Here is a 16,962-nt window from a genome sequence, read left to right on the forward strand (position 1 = left end):
CTACAGGATTGCGCAGTGGTTGCTGCAAGCGCCCAGCCTGTGGGAGCGGGCTTGCCCGCGAAGGGCCGCAATGCGGCCTACCAGGATTACCTAGGCAACGGATTCCAGGAGGACGGGATGAAGTTTCTGGTCGTCGGTGGCGCGGGCTATATCGGCTCGCACATGGTCAAGCACTTGCTCGATAGCGGCCACGAGGTGGTGGTAGCGGACACATCTCCTGCCCTCCCCGGCATTCACTGGGCCGAACTGGATATCGCCGACGCGCACAAGTTGGATGCGCTGTTTGCCCGGCACCGTTTTGACGCCGTGTTCCATTTTGCCTCGTTCATTCAGGTGGGCGAATCGGTCAGCGACCCGGCGCGCTACTACCAGAACAATGTCGCCTCCACCCTGACCCTGCTGCAGGCCATGCTTCGCGCCGGTGTTCGTCGCCTGGTGTTCTCCTCGACTGCCGCAGTGTATGGCGACCCGCACTACACCCCGATCGACGAAACCCACCCCAAGGCCCCCATCAACCCTTACGGGCGCAGCAAGTGGATGGTCGAGCAGGTGCTGCAGGATTATGACCGGGCGTACGGCCTGAAATCGGTGTGCCTGCGCTACTTCAACGCGGCCGGGGCCGACCCGGGCGGGCAACTGGGCGAATGCCACGAACCGGAAACCCACCTGATCCCGCTGATTTTGCAAGCCGCGAGCGGCCGGCGGCCGGCCATCACCGTGTTTGGCAGGGACTACGCCACGCAAGATGGCACCTGTATTCGTGATTACGTGCATGTGTGCGACCTGGCTTCGGCCCATGCCCTGGCGGTGGATTACCTGGTGCGCGGGGGTGATAGCGCGGTGTTCAACCTGGGCAACGGGTTGGGGTTTTCGGTGCAGCAGGTGATCGATGCGGCTTGCCGGGTGACCGGGCGGCTGATCGAGGTGCGCGAGGCGCCGCGGCGCGCCGGTGACCCGCCCAGCCTGGTGGCCGATGCCGGCAAGGCCCGGCAGGTGCTGGGGTGGGCGCCTCGGTATGCGGCGCTGGAGGAGATTGTTGGGCATGCCTGGCAATGGGAGTTGACGCTTTGTGGCCGGGGGGTTGAGGGGCTGGGGCGGGTGTTGGGGTCTTAGGTCGCCGATTTCAAGATGTTCGCCTCAGGGCTGATAGGTGTTCGCCACAGCCCTTGCAGCGTCTATCAGATCGAGCGCCGCCCACGCGGCGCTTCGCGGGTGAACCCGCTCCCACAGTTTGTTTCGGGCCAGTCTCTCCTGTGCCAGTACCGGATCCCCTTGTTTGTACGCCGCGGTTTCGGCATGGGCATTGCTGCCACCTCACATGGCTCAAGACATGCACCAAGGCGAACAGCGGTACTTTCACAGGACTCATTGGCCCGAAACAAACTGTGGGAGCGGGTTCACCCGCGAAGCGCCGCGCGGGCGGCGCTCGATCTGATAGGCGCTGCAAGGGTTGTGGCGAACACTTGGCGGCCCTCACGCGAACTTCTTTGAAAGCCACCAGCAACCCCAAAAATCAATAATAAGTCCTGGGCTCCACCTCAGCCTTGTTCAACACTGTCCCCAGCAAATTCGACTGCCCCAGGTGATACGAGCAATCCTCGATATCCTTCTTGCTGTTGCTGCCATTGGCCACCACCAGCAACACACAATCAAACTTGGGCAACACGGTGATCGCATCGTCCGAACTCAACAGCGGCGGCAAATCGAAGATGCAGATGCGCGAGTCGTACCGGTCACGCAACTCGCTGATCAGGTTGCTGACCTTGGTCGACGACAAGACCTCGGTAGACAGCGGTATCGGCTCACGGGTCGGCAACACCACAAAGCGCGGCAGCGTCGGGTTGACCAATACCTCGCCAAGCTGCGCCGAGCCATCGAGCAGCTCGTTCAGCGCCTTGTCCATTGACAGCCCCAGCGCCTTGCCCACCCGTGGCCTGCGCAGGTCGAAGTCCACCAGCAACGCGGTCTTGTTGGTGTGGTGGGCGATACTCATGGCCAGGTTGGTCGCCAGCACCGTCTTGCCTGCCTCGGGCGTGGGCGAGGTGATCGCCAAGGTGCGCCAGCCGTTCTCCTCCATCATCTGCAGCACCTGGGTGCGCAGCAGGTCGAAGGCCCAGTTCATGTTGGAGTTCTTGTTGTAGGCGACGATGCGCTGGCGCTCCAGGTGCTCCGCGTTCAGCGGCACCACCCGGGTCTGCACGTAGTCGAACTGGCCCAGGGCACCGGGCTGCTCCCGCAGCGCAGGTGTTTGCGGGGTGTCCCCGCTGCTGGGTGAAACCTGATGAATGTTCTTGCCAACTGCCGGCGTATTCCTATCCATCACTGCATTCCCTATTCAAACCTGGCCATAGTTCTAAATAGCAGAAGATCCAGCGGTATGTAGAACAGGTGGATGAGCAGCAGCATCACCACCACCCCCAGCACGCCTGCAATGATCAGCCCCACATGCCATTGCCGGCGCCTGGCGAGCTCCGCCTGGGTGGCGATGAACGGCACCGACACCAGCACCCGTTTGCCCAGCACGCTCTCCAGGGCGCCGGCACCGCGCACGCGCTGGTTGAGCATTTCCAGCAGCATCACCAGCGCACCACCGGCGGCCGGGGCCAGTACCAGGCCCAAGGCGACGATCTTCTTGCGGTTGGGCTTGACCGGTTTTTCCGGCAGGCGTGGCGGCTCTAGCAGCACGAAGCGGTCGGCCTTGTTTTCCTGCTCGAGGCTTTCGCTGATCTTGGCGCTCATTTCCTTGGCGCGGATCTCTTCATACTTTTTGCGGGCGTTGTCGTGGTCACGCATCAGGGTGACCAGGCCACGCTCGACCTGGGGTGCTGCGAGAATTTCGGCCTCGGTGGCTTCCATCTTCTGCGACAGGTCGCGTTTTTGCTGGGCTAGCGAGGCGATATTGGCCTGGGCCGCAGAAATCTTGGCCTGCGCCCGAGCCACGTCGAGGTTGACCCCGGCTGCGCTGCCGGTGCCTGCGCCGCTGGCCTGCAAGGCCTGGATCTTGCGCTTGATGGCCACCACATCCGGGTGCGCTTCGGTGTAGCGGGTCAAAAGCCGTGCGTACTCGGCCTTGAGGCTGCCCAGGTCCTGGGGCTGGTCGGCGGCGGCCGGGCGGCTGCCATCGGCGCGTGTGGCAAGGCCGGCATTGGCGGCCGACAGCTCGAGCTGCAGGTAACGCAGCTCTTCCTGGGCGTTTTTATAGTCGCGGTCGACCTCACGGAACTCCAGCTCCGAGCGCGACAGCTGGTTCATGCGCAGGGTCTGGTTTTCGGGCAGCGAATTGGCGTTGGCCTGCTTGTAGTCGGCCAGCTGGTTTTCCTGCACGGCCAGCTCGGCCCCCAGTTTGTCAGCCTCCTGGGTGAGGAATTCGGTGGTTTCGGTGGCGCGCTCGGTACGCTGCTTCATGTTCTCGTTGAGAAACAGCGCGACCAGCTCGTCGGCTACCTGCTTGGCGACTTCCGGTTTTTTGTGGTCGAAGGAGACGGTAAAGGCCACGGTGGTATCGCCACGCCCCTTGACGAAGGTGCTAAGGGTATTGACGCCGATGGTGTTGCGCATCAGGTCGACCTTGTCTGCTTCGCTGAGCTGGCGTGAGCTGTCGGTGAACAACTGGTACTTGTCGATGATGCGCAGCAGGTTGTCCCGGGTCATGACCCGCTGGCGGATCACCTCGATGCGCTCATCGGCCACGCTGGGGTTGTTGGTGCCCACCAGCTCCGGCGAAATCTGCTGCGATTCCACCAGGATGGTGCCCATGGCCTGGTACACCGGCGGCACACTGACGGCCACCGCCACCGTACCTGCCAACACGACCGCAATGATCACCCCCAACAGCAGGGCCCGGTCCTTGATGATCGCGATGTAATCCTTGAGAGAGAGCTCGTATTCAGACTTCATGGCGGTCACCAGGCTGAAGGTCAGAGGTCGGGGAATTTGTAGGTCAAGGTCAAGCCAACGATGGTTGCTGCAGCATCCGGCACGCCGCTCTGCTGGCGCTCCTTGTACATCAACGACAGGCGCAGGTCCCAGTACGGCGAAAACTCGCGGCTGGCCCAGGCACTGTAGGTCTGCAGGGTGTTGGGGGTCTGCCCCTTGCTGTCCTGCCACTGCGCATCCAGCCCCACGCGGGTCAGCTCACTGACCGCGTAGCTCCACATGCCGTGCACCAGGTCGAGCTGGGCGAAGCCGCCTTCGGCGCTGGCCACGGTGGTGCGCTCGGCGCTCAGGCTGGCATCGGTGCGGGTGCCACGGTAGTCGAGCAGCACCCCGCCCTCCCCGCGCCGGCCGCCTTCAGAGCCCGACACCTGGTTGACCCCTATATGCGCCCGGCCAGTGAGGCTTTCGCTGATCTGGTATTTGACGCCCACGCTCGGCGTGTAGCTGTTCGAGGCAATCGCCGTGTCGCTCTGGTCCGGCTCGTAGCGGCGTATGCGCAGGCCGCCGAACACATCGGTGCGCTCGTTCCAGGCGTAGGTCAGGGTGGAGATGTTGGCCAGCTCGTCATAGCCGGTCAGCGTGGCGATGTCGTAGGTGGCGTGGGAGTAACGGGTTTCGTTGTCGAAGGTGGTGCGCGCGCTCAGGGCATGGCTGAAGTCGCCGGACAAGATCGACATTTTCTGCGTGCCGTCGGTGGTCACCACGCCAGTGTCCAGCACCGTGCCCGACAAGGTCGAGCTTTCGATGTACTGCGCACGCAAGCCGAAGTGGCCCGTTTCGGTGTCACGCCGCCAGCCCAGGTTCAGGTCGGGGTCTTCGCGGTTCTTCTGCACCGAGGTGTCGGAAGAATGCAGCACGTGCACCCCCAGCCCCAAGGTGAGCTGATCGCGGTCGAAGGTACCGACCAGGTTGTAGGTGGGCTCGATGAGTGTGCGCATGACACCCTTCTCGTCTGAGGTCAGCAACAGCGGGTTGCTGTCGTATTCCACGGTAGTGGGTACCACCACCGAAGACTGCCAATGGGCGGCCAGGGCCAGCCCCGGGAACGGCAACATCAAGACGGCCGTTGCAATACGTGTTGTTCGAAGAATAGGCACTGTGCGGTCTTAATAAAGAAGGCGGGCTCAAGGCACGATCAGCGTATCGCCCGCCTGGAGTTGGTAATTGGTGGACATGTCACGGCCAGACACCAGGTCCTTGTAATGCACCTGTTTGACGTCATTGCCGCGCAAGACCTTGATGCCGCCTTCATCGGCGAACTTGTCCAGCCCCCCCGACATGCTCAGGGCCTGCAGCACTGCGGTGGGGCCGGCCATCGGTACCGGGCCTGGCTTGACCACCTTGCCTTGCACATACACAAGGTTGCCGGCGGTGCCGGTGACCACGACGCTGACATTGGGGTCGGCCAGGTAAGGCTTGAGCCCGGCGGTGATCTTCTTGGCCACCGCCGTGACGTCGAGGCCGGCCACATCGATGCGGCCCGCCAGGGGGAAGGTGATGCTGCCGTCGGGGAGCACGGTGGTTTCCTGGCGCAGGGTGTCTTCCTGCCACACCGAAACCAGCACCTTGTCACCGGGGCTGAGCAGATAGGGGGTATTGGAGTCGCTGGCATTACCGACAGTGGACCACGCCATCAGCACACACAGCAGGGCGAAGATTGAACGCACCATGGGGTCCCTCCTGCCAGGTCGGCATACAAAAAGAGCACTGATGAGAACAGCACAAGACTTCTCGCTCCGGCCGCGGCCACTTGAGTGGTACCGCGACAGCCTCGATCATCCTCGAGGCCCGTTACCAGAGGGCTGGCAATACACTGGCCGCTGGCAACTGGAATATAGCAATGGTTGCAGAATTGACAAGCCGGCAAGGGCCTTGAAAAGCCGCTGCCCTTACACCTTGGTGCGGTTGGCGACCGCCACGAAACCGATCACCGCAAAGCCGAACAACCAACCGGCAGTGGCCAACGGAATGACATTGTTCTGGCTGATATAGGAGTCGGCAGCGCGCGCCGCACCGCTCATGAGCACCAACAGGAAGATCGACTTGATAAAAAGTGTCGAGCGCATGATGCCCTCCTGGTCTAGAGGATGAACAACGTGGTCTGGAAGGGTTCCAGCGCGGCACTTCGTGGCTGGTGATTTGAGCTTATGGGCAGAGTGACACTACGTCAACGATCCGACACCATAATAAAATTCAATGGCACTGCCCCAATGCAGTCAAAATACCGACAGCAAAATACTGCATGGCAAAGTGCTACTTTTCCTGACGACTAGCGCGCAGCATCTGCGTGAAAAAGCCGTGAAATTCGGGAAAAAACCCAGTTCAAGTTGGGTTAATTGGCGCGATAATAAAAACACCCGCAGCGTCGGCGGGTGTTTCATAAATGAGAAAGGTTATACGTATCGCTCTGACCGCCGCAGCGGAAAATGACGTTATTGCGCCAACAAGTCGAGCGTGCGCTCTACCTCATTGATATCAATGGTAAAACCTTCCCCTTCAGGGGTTCCCACCACAAACGCGAACTGTTGCCCGTCGCGGTCGGTCAGGTACTTGTAGTAGCTGACGAAGCGATTCGGCGGTTGCAAGGCGAACACTGCGCCCCCTGGCTGCAGCACGTTGACCCCGTGCACCAGCTGGCTGCCCTCCACGCCCATGACCACCCGGGCGCCGGCACAGGCGGCGACGATTGCGGGTACAGCGAGCTGCATCGGGTTGATGACGCGAAAGCCCCGGGTCACCCGCAGGTGCTCGGCAATTTCCAGCTCGTTGCGCAGCAGCCGCAAGTCACCGTCACTGCCGCGCAAAATGAACACCCCCGGGTGCGGCGCGTGCTCGACGTGCGCCAGCAGCTTGTCGCCCATGTCACGGTAGCGCTGGTAGCGGTTGCGGTTGTTGCTCATGTCGTCGAACAGCACCAGCTCGTGGAAAAACGCCGTGCGCAGGCGCAGCGGGTGCATGCCCAGCCAGTCTTCATAGGCCGGGCCCTGGGTGAACTGCGGGTACCTGGCCGAAGGCGCGGTAGTGACCGGCACGCCTTCGTCACAGGCCAGGGCGTAGGTCGGGCAGTCCTCCATCAGCCAGGTGCCGAACCAGGCGTTACCGTTCTGCGTGCAGTAGATCGCACCGCGCTCGATCTCGTTTTCTATCTTCACCGCCGGGAAACGGTGGGGCTTGAGCGACAGCCAATGGCTGGCATTGCCCTTGTACAGCGCGCCGTCGATCAACCAGGCATCGCGAATCAGGTAGCCCCGGGTCGGCCCCTGCTCCATGCGGATACCGCCCTGCATGGTCGGCCCCGGGTGCACATAGGGGTAGAAGCGCTTGCCCTCCCAGCCGGTGATCCGCTCCAGTTGCCCGGACAGGAAAATGGCCGGTGGCGATACGGTGACCTCGCCCGGGGCGATATCCCAGGCCTTGTCGGCAGCCTGCTTGATGTCCATATCGGCCTGCCCGCCCAGGCGTTTTCTGGCCATGTGCAGGTAAGCGGCCAGCGACCAGCTGTGCCGGCGCGCCGTCGGTACGGTACCGGGCCTTGAGCAATCGGTTCCCATGCAGCGCCCTCCCCTGGGCCTTCAGTGTTCAGCTCGACAGCACCCGCTCCATGCTCGGAGGCGAGGCAAAACCTGCATAGCGGCTGCGCAGGGTTTCGAGAAACTGCTCGCCACAGCGCTGGCTGCCGTACAGGTAGATCTTGTGCAGGCCGCCGAACACCATCTCCTGGTAGCGGCTGGCGAGCTCTTCATCGCTGGCCCCGTCCGGCACACCGAGGTGCAGGGTCAACTTGTTGCCCTCCACGGCAAACAGCGGGGTGTCCCACAAAAAGCCGGCCCTGCCGGCCTTGGGCAAGCGCACGAACAGGTAGGCATGGTTGTTCAGCCCGTCGATATCGCCGCCGCGCCTGCGTTTCCACTTCAGCAAGCCGTCGTCCGGGCGGGCCAGGCACAGGCCGATATCGTAGTAGTCGTAGCCATTTTCCAGGGCCCACTCCAGCGCCATGAAGGTGGTGATGGAGTTGACCTCGCGCAGCTTTTTCGCGTCCGAGAACACCGCCTCGCAGTAGCCGAAGCGCAGGGTGCTCCAGTAGCGCTTGCCGCCGCGGGTGATCTCGCAGCCCAGGTGGCAGGCCACCACCTCGCCGTTGCAGGTGATCAGGTCAAGCCGCCCGGCGCCCTTGGCCAGGCGGTATACATCATCGCTTGGGAACTGCGCCGCATGGATGCCCTGGCGCGCGGTGGCGTAGGGGCGCAGCAGGTCGCGGTCGGCCATGGCGATCTCGTCGTCATCCAGGGTCTGGCGCATCTGGTACAGCGGCCGGTGCTTGCGGATGCTGCGACGCAGTTCGCTGTCGTAGCGCGCGGTGATGTCTTCCAGCGAGCGGCCCAGCGGTACCACCGCGCTCAGGTAATGGGGTACCGACAGGGCGCCGGCGGTAGGTACTTCGCTGATCACCACCACCTGGCGCTGCGCGGCCGGGGCATCGTCGACGGCAAATTCCGGCTGGCCCTGGCGGTCCTTGCCGCCGATCAGCAACTTGGCCATGGCCCGCTGCTGCTTGCGGCCGATGTAGAGGATCTCGTAGGGGCTTTCCTGCTGCAGCCTGAAGCGGGCCACCTCCCAACGCCACAGGCAGGCGCGGCTGAGCAGGTCGCGCAAGCCGTTGGCAACAGTGCGAAGTTGGTAACGCGTCGAGGGGGAAATGAAGGTGCGACCAGCCGCGCTGAGCAGTGCTTTCATGTCTTTGTCCACATCCTTTGTCATCGGGCTGCGAAAAGCCGGGTGAAGTCCCGTTCGAACCACTCAACACTTTGATTGCCTTGCACGCTCTGGCGCCCTGCCGGGGCCACGACCCAAACCAAGTAAAGATGGCGCGGTGCGCTCTGGCAAGCGGCCTTGTGATATCACCGATAAAGATTTCATGACGCCGGTGTTTCGCGGTGCGCTAGCTATCTAACGCCGCTAACCCTTGGTTAGGCCTTTTGCTTGACGCCCCTCAAGCGAAGGACTCACACCATGCAGCCATTCCAGGAAAACCCGCACCGCCATCTGCTCGAACAGCAACTTCCCGCCTGGGCCGGCCAGGCCTCCCCGGAACACTGGCAAACCCTGAGCGAAGGCCTCATGCCAGCCCAAGGTCTGCCCGGCGCCGAAACCAGCTGGTTCGCCAACGCCCTGCCGGGCCTTCGCGAAGCCGTGCTGCTGCGCCAGGCAAACCTTCTGCAGGCCCAGCATGCACTTGGCCGCGCCCTGAAAGGGCTGAAACAAATCGCAGAATTCTGCGAGCCGCCGTTGCAGCAGGCCCTGGCTGGCCTGGGCATATCCTCCCCGGTACGCAGTGCCGAGCTGCTGCGCGTCGAGCGCAACTGGTCATGGTTTGGCACCTGCTTTCTCTACCGCAGCGAACGGCATTCGCTGTTGCAGGCTGCGTTGCAGAACTTCGGCGACGATGCAACTTTTGCCACCCACAGCGCCGTGGCGCGGACGCAAGACATCCACGTGCAGCCGATTACCGTCACCGGCCGTGCGCCTGTCGGCTACCAGGTACCTGCCGCCACCTTCGGCTTGCCGTCCGAAAGCTATCGGGTCACCTCGCTGGCGCTGACCCCGCAGCAGTTCGCTGAAACCTGCCGCACGCTGGACCTGGGCCAGCGCTACCAACTTCACCTGCAGGAGGTGTTCGAAGGCGACGCCCGTCAGCAACTGAGCGAGCTGGCCAGCCAGGTTCGCCGGGAGCGCCTGCGCCTGGCTGCCAGCCTTGCCAGGCTGCGCCACGGCATCACGGGCGCAGCCGATGACGCACTGCAGTCGCTGTCGGCAGGCAAGGCCGGCACTTGCTGGCAACTCCAGCTGTTCGGGCTCACCGTGCATGAACTGGTATTGATCGATACCGGTAAGGCCGGGTTGCTGCTCTACCTCCCCGACCATCAGCAGGCATTGCACGCCTGTGAGGACTTTCAGGCAGTTCACAGCACCTTGATGACGCTGCTGCTGGAACCCCAAGCACGTAGTGCCTTCCTTGGCTACCTGTCGCTCGACCAAAGGGCGCGCCTGCTGGACTTGCTACACCAGAACCTCGACGCACAAGGCAACAGTGCCGATGACCAACCCTGGCAAGCCGCCGAGCACGCCGACTTGCGCCTGACCCGTGAACGCATCCCGACCGAGCTGTTTGCCCACCTGCACGAGCGCCATGTGGCCCGCCTCAAGCAAGAAGCCAGTCTGCTGGCCGTGCCCACCGCTCAGGCCGACGAACAGGCACGCCAGCGGCGCCTGGCAGAATGGAAAAGCCTGGGGCTGGATGCCTTGATGGTGGCAGGGTTATTCATCCCGGCCGTGGGCAGCCTGATGCTGGCGGTCACCGCCTGCCAGTTGCTTGACGAGGCCTACGAAGGCTGTGCGGCGTGGAGCATCGGCGACCGCCATGCGGCGCTGGGCCACCTTGAGGCCGTAGGCCTGAACCTGGCCCTGATCGGTGGCCTGCATACAGCAGGCAAGGTGCTGCCAAAGGTGCTCGGCAGCCCGCTGATGGAGCAGTTACAGCCCGTGACCAAGGCCGACGGCAGCCGGCGGCTGTGGCGCCCGGACCTTGCCCCCTACCGCAGCGCGCAGGTGCTGCCCGAAACGCTCACCGCCAATTCTGCCGGGCAGTGGCTGCACCAGGGCCGTTGTTTCATCCGCATCGACGGCGAGTTGTATGAGCAGCGCTTCGACCAGGCCAGCAAACGCTGGCAAATCCTGCACCCAAGCGACCCCGACGCCTACCAGCCGTTGCTCGAGCACAACGGCGAAGGCGCCTGGCGAGCCGAACACGAAGCTCCCCATCACTGGCCGCTGCCTACCCTGATCCGCAGGCTCGGCCCGGCCTTCGAACACTTCGACGACAACCAGCTGCAACAGGCTGCGCGCTTGTGCGGCATCGGCGAGGACGCCCTGCGCCAGGTTCACCTGCAAGGCCAACCGACACCAGCGCTGCTGGCCGACACGCTGGCGCGCATGGACGCCGAACGCCTGACCCTTGCCGAGCTTGAGCAGTCGCCAGGGCAAAGCCACGACACCCTGTTCAACCAGCATTACGACCCCGAGCCCCTTGCCGACCCCGTTGGCGAGCGCCTGCAGCAGGCCTACCCGGCCCTGAGCCGCCCCCTGTGCAGGCGCCTGGCAGCGCGCCTGAGCCCCGACGAAGCAAGCCAGGCGGGCAACCCACAGCCCCTGCCCGCCTGGCTGGACATCGCTGCACGTCAGGTCGCCAACGACCTGACGCTGGTCCGCGCCATGCAGGGGCTGTGCATGCCGCAGCTGGCCAACCCCGACAGCGAGCGCCTGCTGTGGGCCTGCTTGAGGCGGCTGACGGGGTGGCCCGGCGATTTGCGCCTGGAGCTGCGCGCTGCCAGCCCGCAAGGGCCGCTGCTGCAGGCGATCGGCGCTGCCGAGGCCGGCGAACGCTGCATCGTGCTCAAGACGGCAGAAGGTTACGAAGCACACCTGGGCGAGCGCCCTGCCCCGGCGCGCCAGGACTTCGACTTGTGCCGCGCCGTGCTGGAGTCCCTCCCGGCAGCACAGCGCCAGCAAATGGGGTTGCAGGCCAAAGGCGCGGATGGCCTGCGCCAGCAGCTGCTGGCGCTGCTCGACAACCAACGCCCGGCGTTGACGCGCCTGCTGCGCCAGACGCCTGCAACACGCTGGCAAGGCGGCGGCCTGAGAGGCGGCGACGCCACCGGCGTGTATCCTCGGTTCACCCTGGGCAACAGCCAGCGCGGGCGCTACCAGCGGCTGTTCCCCAGTGCCAGCGACGAAGACTTTGCCGCCAACCTGTCGCGCTGGCGGCGTGAAACCCGCTCGGCGGAAATCGAACTCACCCGGCTGGAGGAGCGCCTGCGCCAACTGCGCACCGACCTGGCCAACTGGGCTGCACAGGCGCCCCACCGGCACCGCGCAGTCAGCCGTATCGTCAGCGCCTGGCGCCGCGACTCCTACCATCAGCTCAGTGACGAGCTACGTGTCCCGTCGCTGGACCTGGCTGGCCTTGAGCTGGACAACCACGACCTGGCCACCCTGGCCTTGCCGGACGACTTCCGCCATGTCGAAGAGCTGGAGCTGAGCCAGAACCGCCAACTGGGCTGGCTGCACCCTGAGTTCACCGAGCGCTTCCCGCGCCTGCGCCGCCTGCATCTGCGCGACTGCCGCTTTGCGGCGCTGCCCGCACTGCCCGCCCCCTTGCGCCTGAACACGCTGGACCTGCAGAACAACCGCATCACCTGGGACGCTACCGCCCAGGCCCAGCTGGAGCGGGCCGCCAACCTGCGTTATCTGGACCTTTCGGAGAACCCGCTGCTTAACGCCCCCAACCTGGCCGGGCTGGCAGACCTGCAATTCGTGCAACTGGACAGCGCCAGCCTCACCCACCTGCCGCAAGGGTTGTCCGCACTTGGCGAACTGGAGGTGCTGGACCTGTCTGACAACCAGTTCGAAGCGCTGCCGGAAGACCTCGAGCTGCCCGAGCGCGTCGCCCGCGCGATGCAACTGGAAAGCGACTGGCTGACGCCCCGGGTCAACCAGCAGATCGAGCGCTATTACCAGCAGCACGGCGTCGACCTGCTGGTATCGGAGCATGAGTACCACGAACTGCTGGACACCGCCGACGAGCAGCAACTGGCCGCCTGGCAGCGCCTGCCGCTGGCCTACCGCCGAGGCCTGCGCGCGGTGGTGGTGGATGACCGCTACATGCAAGACCCGCCCGCCATGCTCGACGAGTTCTGGCGGCGCCTGGCGCGCATCGACAGCGAGCCGCTGATGCGCGACTACGCCCTCAGCCAACCGGCCTGGCGCCTGCTGGAGCTGCCCTTGTAAGCCGCAGCCCGGCGGTTATTGCACCGCAGGGCGCTGCGGGTTGTGGTGCTCTGCCAGCCAGTGGCGCAACGCCTCTGCCGGCATTGGCCGCCCCAGCAGATAACCCTGCCCCTGGTCGCAACCTGCATTGCGCAGGAAGTCGTACTGCTCCTGGGTTTCGATGCCTTCGGCGGTGATGCGAAAGCCCAGGGCATGCCCCAGGTCGATGATTGCCCGGGCGATGGCGACTGCATCGTCATCAGCGGGCAAGTCCTTGATGAACGCCCGGTCGATCTTCAGGTGGTCGATGGGCAAGGCGCGCAGGTAGGCCAGCGACGAGTAGCCGGTGCCGAAGTCATCCACCGCAGTGGCCACCCCCATGGCCTGCAACTGCGCCAGTACACCGCAAGCCTGCTGCTGGCTTTCCATCAGCAGGCTCTCGGTGATCTCTACCTCCAGCAGGCTGGCCGGCAGGCCATGCAGCTCCAGAGCACAAGCCAGGCTGGTGACATAGTCGCTGCGCTCGATCTGCAAGGCTGCCACGTTGATTGCCATGGGCCCTGGCAGCGCATCGGCGACGCGCCATTCGGCGAGCTGGGCGCAGGCCAGCTCCAGTACCCGCTCGCCCAGCGGGATGATCAGCCCGGTGCGCTCGGCCAGCGGGATGAACTCGCCGGGTGACACCAGGCCATGCTCCGGGTCGCGCCAGCGCAACAACGCTTCGACACCCTCAAGACGGCCGCTGAACAGGTCCAGCTTGGGTTGGTACCACAGCTCGAACTCGTTGTATTCCAAGGCGCGGCGCAGGTTGCGTTCAAGCTCCAGGCGCTGGTGCAGGCGCTGGGTCATGTCCGGGTGGTAGGGGCGCCAGGCATTGCGCCCGCTCTCTTTGGCCGCGTACATGGCAGTGTCGGCATGGCGCAGCAGGCTGTCGGCGTCTTCACCGTGTTGCGGCGACCAGGCCAGGCCGATGCTGCCGGTCACAAGGCCCGCATTGCCGTTGAGGTCGAACGGCCGTTGCAGGCAGCGCAGCAAGGCGCGTACCTGATGGCTCACCTGGCCTTGGGTGCCCTGCAACATGAACACGAACTCGTCGCCGCCCAGGCGGCAGACCCGGTCCTGGGTGTCCAGCTCCTGTAGAAAGCGTGCGGTGGCCTGTTGCAGCAACAGGTCGCCCATGGGGTGGCCAAGGCTGTCGTTGACCTGTTTGAAACCGTCGATATCCAGCATCAGCACAGCCAGGCCATGGCCGTGGCCGATCGCCTCGCCGAGCTGCTGCTGGAACAGCACCCGGTTGGGCAGCCCAGTGATGGTGTCGTAGTGCGCCAGGCGCTCCAGCTGCGCCTGTGACTGGCGCAGCTCGGCGTTACGCAGTTGCAGCAGGCGCTGCTTGCGGCTGAGCTGGGCGACGAACAGGCTGAACAGGCCGGTACAGCCCAATGCCACCCAGAACAGCGGCGAGGCGAACAGGTTCAGCGCTGCCCAGCCGCCGCGCGGTGCGGCCACCAGTTGCCAAAAGCCGCCCGGCACCTCCACGCCGAGCATCACCTGGGCGTCCTCGAACAACCGCGCATCGCCCCAGATCAGCTCGCCCTCGGCGCCCTTGGCATCGCTGCCGCGCACCGCCAGTTCAAGGTTGGCATCCGGCTGCAGGCCGGCTGCCAGCAACAGGCGGTCGATATCGGCCACCACCGAGACATTGCCCCAATAAAAGCTCACCCCGCGCTTGCCGGTGACGAACACCGGGCGCCGGTAAACCAGTGCCCGGCCGCCCTGGTACAGCTGCAACGGGCCGGCCAGCACCGGCTCGCCGCGCTCGCGCGCCGACTGCAACAGCGGCAGTTGCTCGGGCAGGCGGCGGTAATCCAGGCCGATGATGCGCTCGTTGCCCTCCAGCGGGTACACGTCGCGGATCACGTCGGCCGGCGCCAGGGCGATGTTGCGCATGAAGGGCACCGAGGCCAGCGCGTCGCGGGCCATGCCCTGAAAATGCGGCACGCTGATGCTGCCGTCGGTGCCGATCAGCTGGGCGATGCCTTCGGCCTCGGCGAACGCCGCACGCAACTGCGCTTCCAGTGCCGCGCGCATCCCCGAAAGCCGCGCCGCCAGGTTGGCCTGGGCTTCACTCTGTTCACGCTGTGCATCGAGGTGACCCAGCGCCGTCGCCAAACCGATGCCGACCACGGCGAAAGCCACCGGCAGCAAGCGGTTGAATACGCGGCGCAAGGCGCCCGACGGCGGTGTCGGTTCGTCGACAGAAGGGAAAATGCTGCTGGTCATAAGCCTGTGATCGGGGGCGATTCACACTGTATCGGCGCAGCCGGGGCAATGTTGAGCCAGACTGGTGTTTTTCCAGCGCTGGGCGCATGCTCCGAAGCTGAAGCGTTTCACCCAGCCAAACACAAGAGGTGCAGTATTCATGGACCGTCTGCTCGACTCGCTGTTTCCCGCCCCTGCCGACATCCCCGAGGCCTGGCGCCTGGGTGAGCCGCTGGAGCAACGCGACTACCTGGTGGCCGGTGAGCTCAGGCGCTGGGACGGCCCCCTGGCCACGGTACGCAGCCCGGTGTGGTTGAAGGACACCGAGGGTGAGCGCCAAGTGGTGCTGGGCAGCGCCCCGCTGCTGGATGCCGACACCGCCCTGGAGGCGCTGGATGCCGCGGTGCAGGCCTATGACAAGGGCCGCGGCGCTTGGCCAACGATGCGTGTGGCCGAGCGTATCCAGCATGTCGAGGCCTTCCTGACGCGCATGCGTGAACAGCGCACGGCGGTGGTCAAGTTGCTGATGTGGGAAATCGGCAAGAACCTCAAGGACTCCGAGAAAGAATTCGACCGCACCTGCGACTACATCGTCGACACCATCAACGCCCTCAAGGACCTGGACCGGCGCTCCAGCCGCTTCGAGCTGGAACAAGGCACCCTCGGCCAGATCCGCCGTGCGCCCTTGGGTGTGGCGCTATGCATGGGCCCGTACAACTACCCGCTCAACGAAACCTTCACCACGCTGATACCGGCGCTGATCATGGGCAACACCGTGGTGTTCAAGCCGGCCAAGTTCGGCGTGCTGCTGATCCGCCCGCTGCTCGAGGCGTTCCGAGACAGCTTCCCGGCCGGGGTGATCAACGTGATCTACGGCCGTGGCCGCGAAACGGTCAGCGCGCTGATGGCCAGCGGCAAGGTCGATGTGTTCGCCTTCATCGGCACCCACAAGGCCGCCAGCGACCTTAAAAAGCTCCACCCGCGCCCGCACCGCCTGCGCGCAGCCCTGGGCCTGGACGCCAAGAACCCCGGCATCGTGCTGCCTCAGGTCGACCTGGACAACGCGGTGGAAGAAGCCGTCACCGGCGCGCTGTCGTTCAACGGCCAGCGCTGCACCGCGCTGAAGATCCTGTTCGTGCACGAGGATGTGGTCGAGGCGTTTCTCGACAAGTTCCAGCGCAAGCTCGCCGCCTTGAAGCCGGGTATGCCGTGGGAAGCCGGAGTGGCGCTGACGCCGCTGCCCGAGCCCGGCAAGCTGGACTACCTCAACGCTTTGGTGGCCGATGCGCTGGCGCACGGCGCACGTGTGTTGAACGAAGGCGGTGGCCAGAGCCGTGGTTCGTTCTTCTACCCGGCGCTGTTGTACCCGGTAAACCGCGACATGCGCGTCTACCACGAGGAGCAATTCGGGCCGGTGGTGCCGGTGGTGCCCTACCGTGACCTGCAGACGGTGATCGATTACGTGCTCGACTCCGATTACGGCCAGCAGTTGAGCCTGTTCGGCAATGACCCTGAGACCGTGGGGGCGTTGGTGGATACGTTCGCCAACCAGGTCGGGCGCATCAACCTCAACGCCCAATGCCAGCGTGGGCCTGACACCTACCCGTTCAACGGGCGTAAGAACAGCGCCGAGGGGACCTTGTCGGTGCATGACGCGTTGCGGGTGTTTTCGATTCGGACCTTGGTGGCTACGCGGTTCCAGGAGGCGAACAAGGAATTGATCAGTGAGATTATTCGTAATCGGCAGTCGAGTTTTTTGACTACGGATTACATATTCTGAATTTGGGGTTTGGGCCTGTGGTGATTGTCTTGGTGGATGTGTGAAGGCTGCCAGGTGCTCGCCACAACCTTTGCAGCGCCTATCAGATCGAGCGCCGCCCGCGCGGCGCATCGCGACACAAGGCCGCTCCTACATCTGTTTCGGGCCAGTCTGTTCTGTGCCAT

At 64.4% G+C, this 16,962-nt stretch carries 12 protein-coding genes; 4 read left to right on the forward strand and 8 right to left on the reverse strand.

Translation table 11 applies throughout. The features are described from left to right. The first annotated feature begins 117 nt into the window (after positions 1-117). A complete protein-coding gene (galE, locus tag ACI2KK_RS26485; RefSeq protein ID WP_404671275.1) occupies positions 118-1,113 on the forward strand; it encodes a UDP-glucose 4-epimerase GalE in 996 nt (331 codons plus the stop codon). A 400-nt stretch (positions 1,114-1,513) separates the two neighbouring features. Here the strand turns inward: galE and ACI2KK_RS26490 are convergent, their stop codons facing one another. From ACI2KK_RS26490 to eppA, 5 genes are all read right to left on the reverse strand, one after another. Next, on the reverse strand, positions 1,514-2,320 hold the full coding sequence (locus ACI2KK_RS26490; RefSeq protein ID WP_404671276.1) for a CpsD/CapB family tyrosine-protein kinase: 807 nt from the start codon (positions 2,318-2,320) through the stop codon (positions 1,514-1,516). Positions 2,321-2,331: 11 nt separating this feature from the next. Continuing rightward, positions 2,332-3,897, reverse strand: a complete 1,566-nt coding sequence (locus ACI2KK_RS26495) for a GumC family protein (protein ID WP_404671277.1) — start codon at positions 3,895-3,897, stop codon at positions 2,332-2,334. A gap of 20 nt (positions 3,898-3,917) precedes the next feature. Continuing rightward, positions 3,918-5,033: a hypothetical protein gene (locus tag ACI2KK_RS26500; RefSeq protein WP_404671278.1), complete on the reverse strand. Its 1,116-nt coding sequence runs from the start codon at positions 5,031-5,033 to the stop codon at positions 3,918-3,920. 27 nt (positions 5,034-5,060) lie between these two features. Next, positions 5,061-5,606 (reverse strand): polysaccharide biosynthesis/export family protein, encoded by a 546-nt coding sequence (locus ACI2KK_RS26505; RefSeq protein ID WP_404671279.1) that lies wholly within the window; start codon positions 5,604-5,606, stop codon positions 5,061-5,063. Positions 5,607-5,825: 219 nt separating this feature from the next. Next, positions 5,826-6,002 carry an EPS-associated small membrane protein EppA gene (eppA, locus tag ACI2KK_RS26510; protein WP_217843468.1) on the reverse strand — a complete coding sequence of 59 codons (177 nt, stop codon included), beginning with the start codon at positions 6,000-6,002 and terminating at the stop codon, positions 5,826-5,828. Positions 6,003-6,132: 130 nt separating this feature from the next. Here eppA and ACI2KK_RS26515 point away from each other — a divergent pair, with 130 nt between their 5' ends. Further along, on the forward strand, positions 6,133-6,366 hold the full coding sequence (locus tag ACI2KK_RS26515; RefSeq protein WP_404671280.1) for a hypothetical protein: 234 nt from the start codon (positions 6,133-6,135) through the stop codon (positions 6,364-6,366). A 2-nt stretch (positions 6,367-6,368) separates the two neighbouring features. Here the strand turns inward: ACI2KK_RS26515 and ACI2KK_RS26520 are convergent, their stop codons facing one another. After that, entirely contained in the window at positions 6,369-7,487 is a 1,119-nt protein-coding gene (locus ACI2KK_RS26520; RefSeq protein WP_404671281.1) for a glycosyltransferase family 61 protein, read from the reverse strand. Between the two features lie 28 nt (positions 7,488-7,515). Beyond that, complete coding sequence (locus ACI2KK_RS26525; RefSeq protein ID WP_404671282.1) at positions 7,516-8,670, reverse strand: hypothetical protein; 1,155 nt, start codon at positions 8,668-8,670, stop codon at positions 7,516-7,518. Between the two features lie 276 nt (positions 8,671-8,946). Between ACI2KK_RS26525 and ACI2KK_RS26530 the strand changes: the two genes are divergently transcribed. Continuing rightward, the gene (locus ACI2KK_RS26530; RefSeq protein ID WP_404671283.1) at positions 8,947-12,780 is read left to right on the forward strand and encodes a dermonecrotic toxin domain-containing protein; all 3,834 of its coding nucleotides are present in this window, start codon (positions 8,947-8,949) and stop codon (positions 12,778-12,780) included. A gap of 15 nt (positions 12,781-12,795) precedes the next feature. Here ACI2KK_RS26530 and ACI2KK_RS26535 read toward each other — a convergent pair whose 3' ends face one another. Next, positions 12,796-15,039, reverse strand: coding sequence for a putative bifunctional diguanylate cyclase/phosphodiesterase (locus tag ACI2KK_RS26535; RefSeq protein ID WP_404671284.1), 2,244 nt, complete (start codon positions 15,037-15,039; stop codon positions 12,796-12,798). A gap of 139 nt (positions 15,040-15,178) precedes the next feature. Here ACI2KK_RS26535 and ACI2KK_RS26540 point away from each other — a divergent pair, with 139 nt between their 5' ends. Beyond that, a complete protein-coding gene (locus ACI2KK_RS26540; protein ID WP_404671285.1) occupies positions 15,179-16,798 on the forward strand; it encodes an NADP-dependent glyceraldehyde-3-phosphate dehydrogenase in 1,620 nt (539 codons plus the stop codon). Positions 16,799-16,962: the final 164 nt, after the last annotated feature.

Source organism: Pseudomonas sp. NPDC089406 (genome assembly GCF_044900265.1).
GTDB classification, from domain to species: Bacteria; Pseudomonadota; Gammaproteobacteria; order Pseudomonadales; family Pseudomonadaceae; genus Aquipseudomonas; species Aquipseudomonas fakonensis.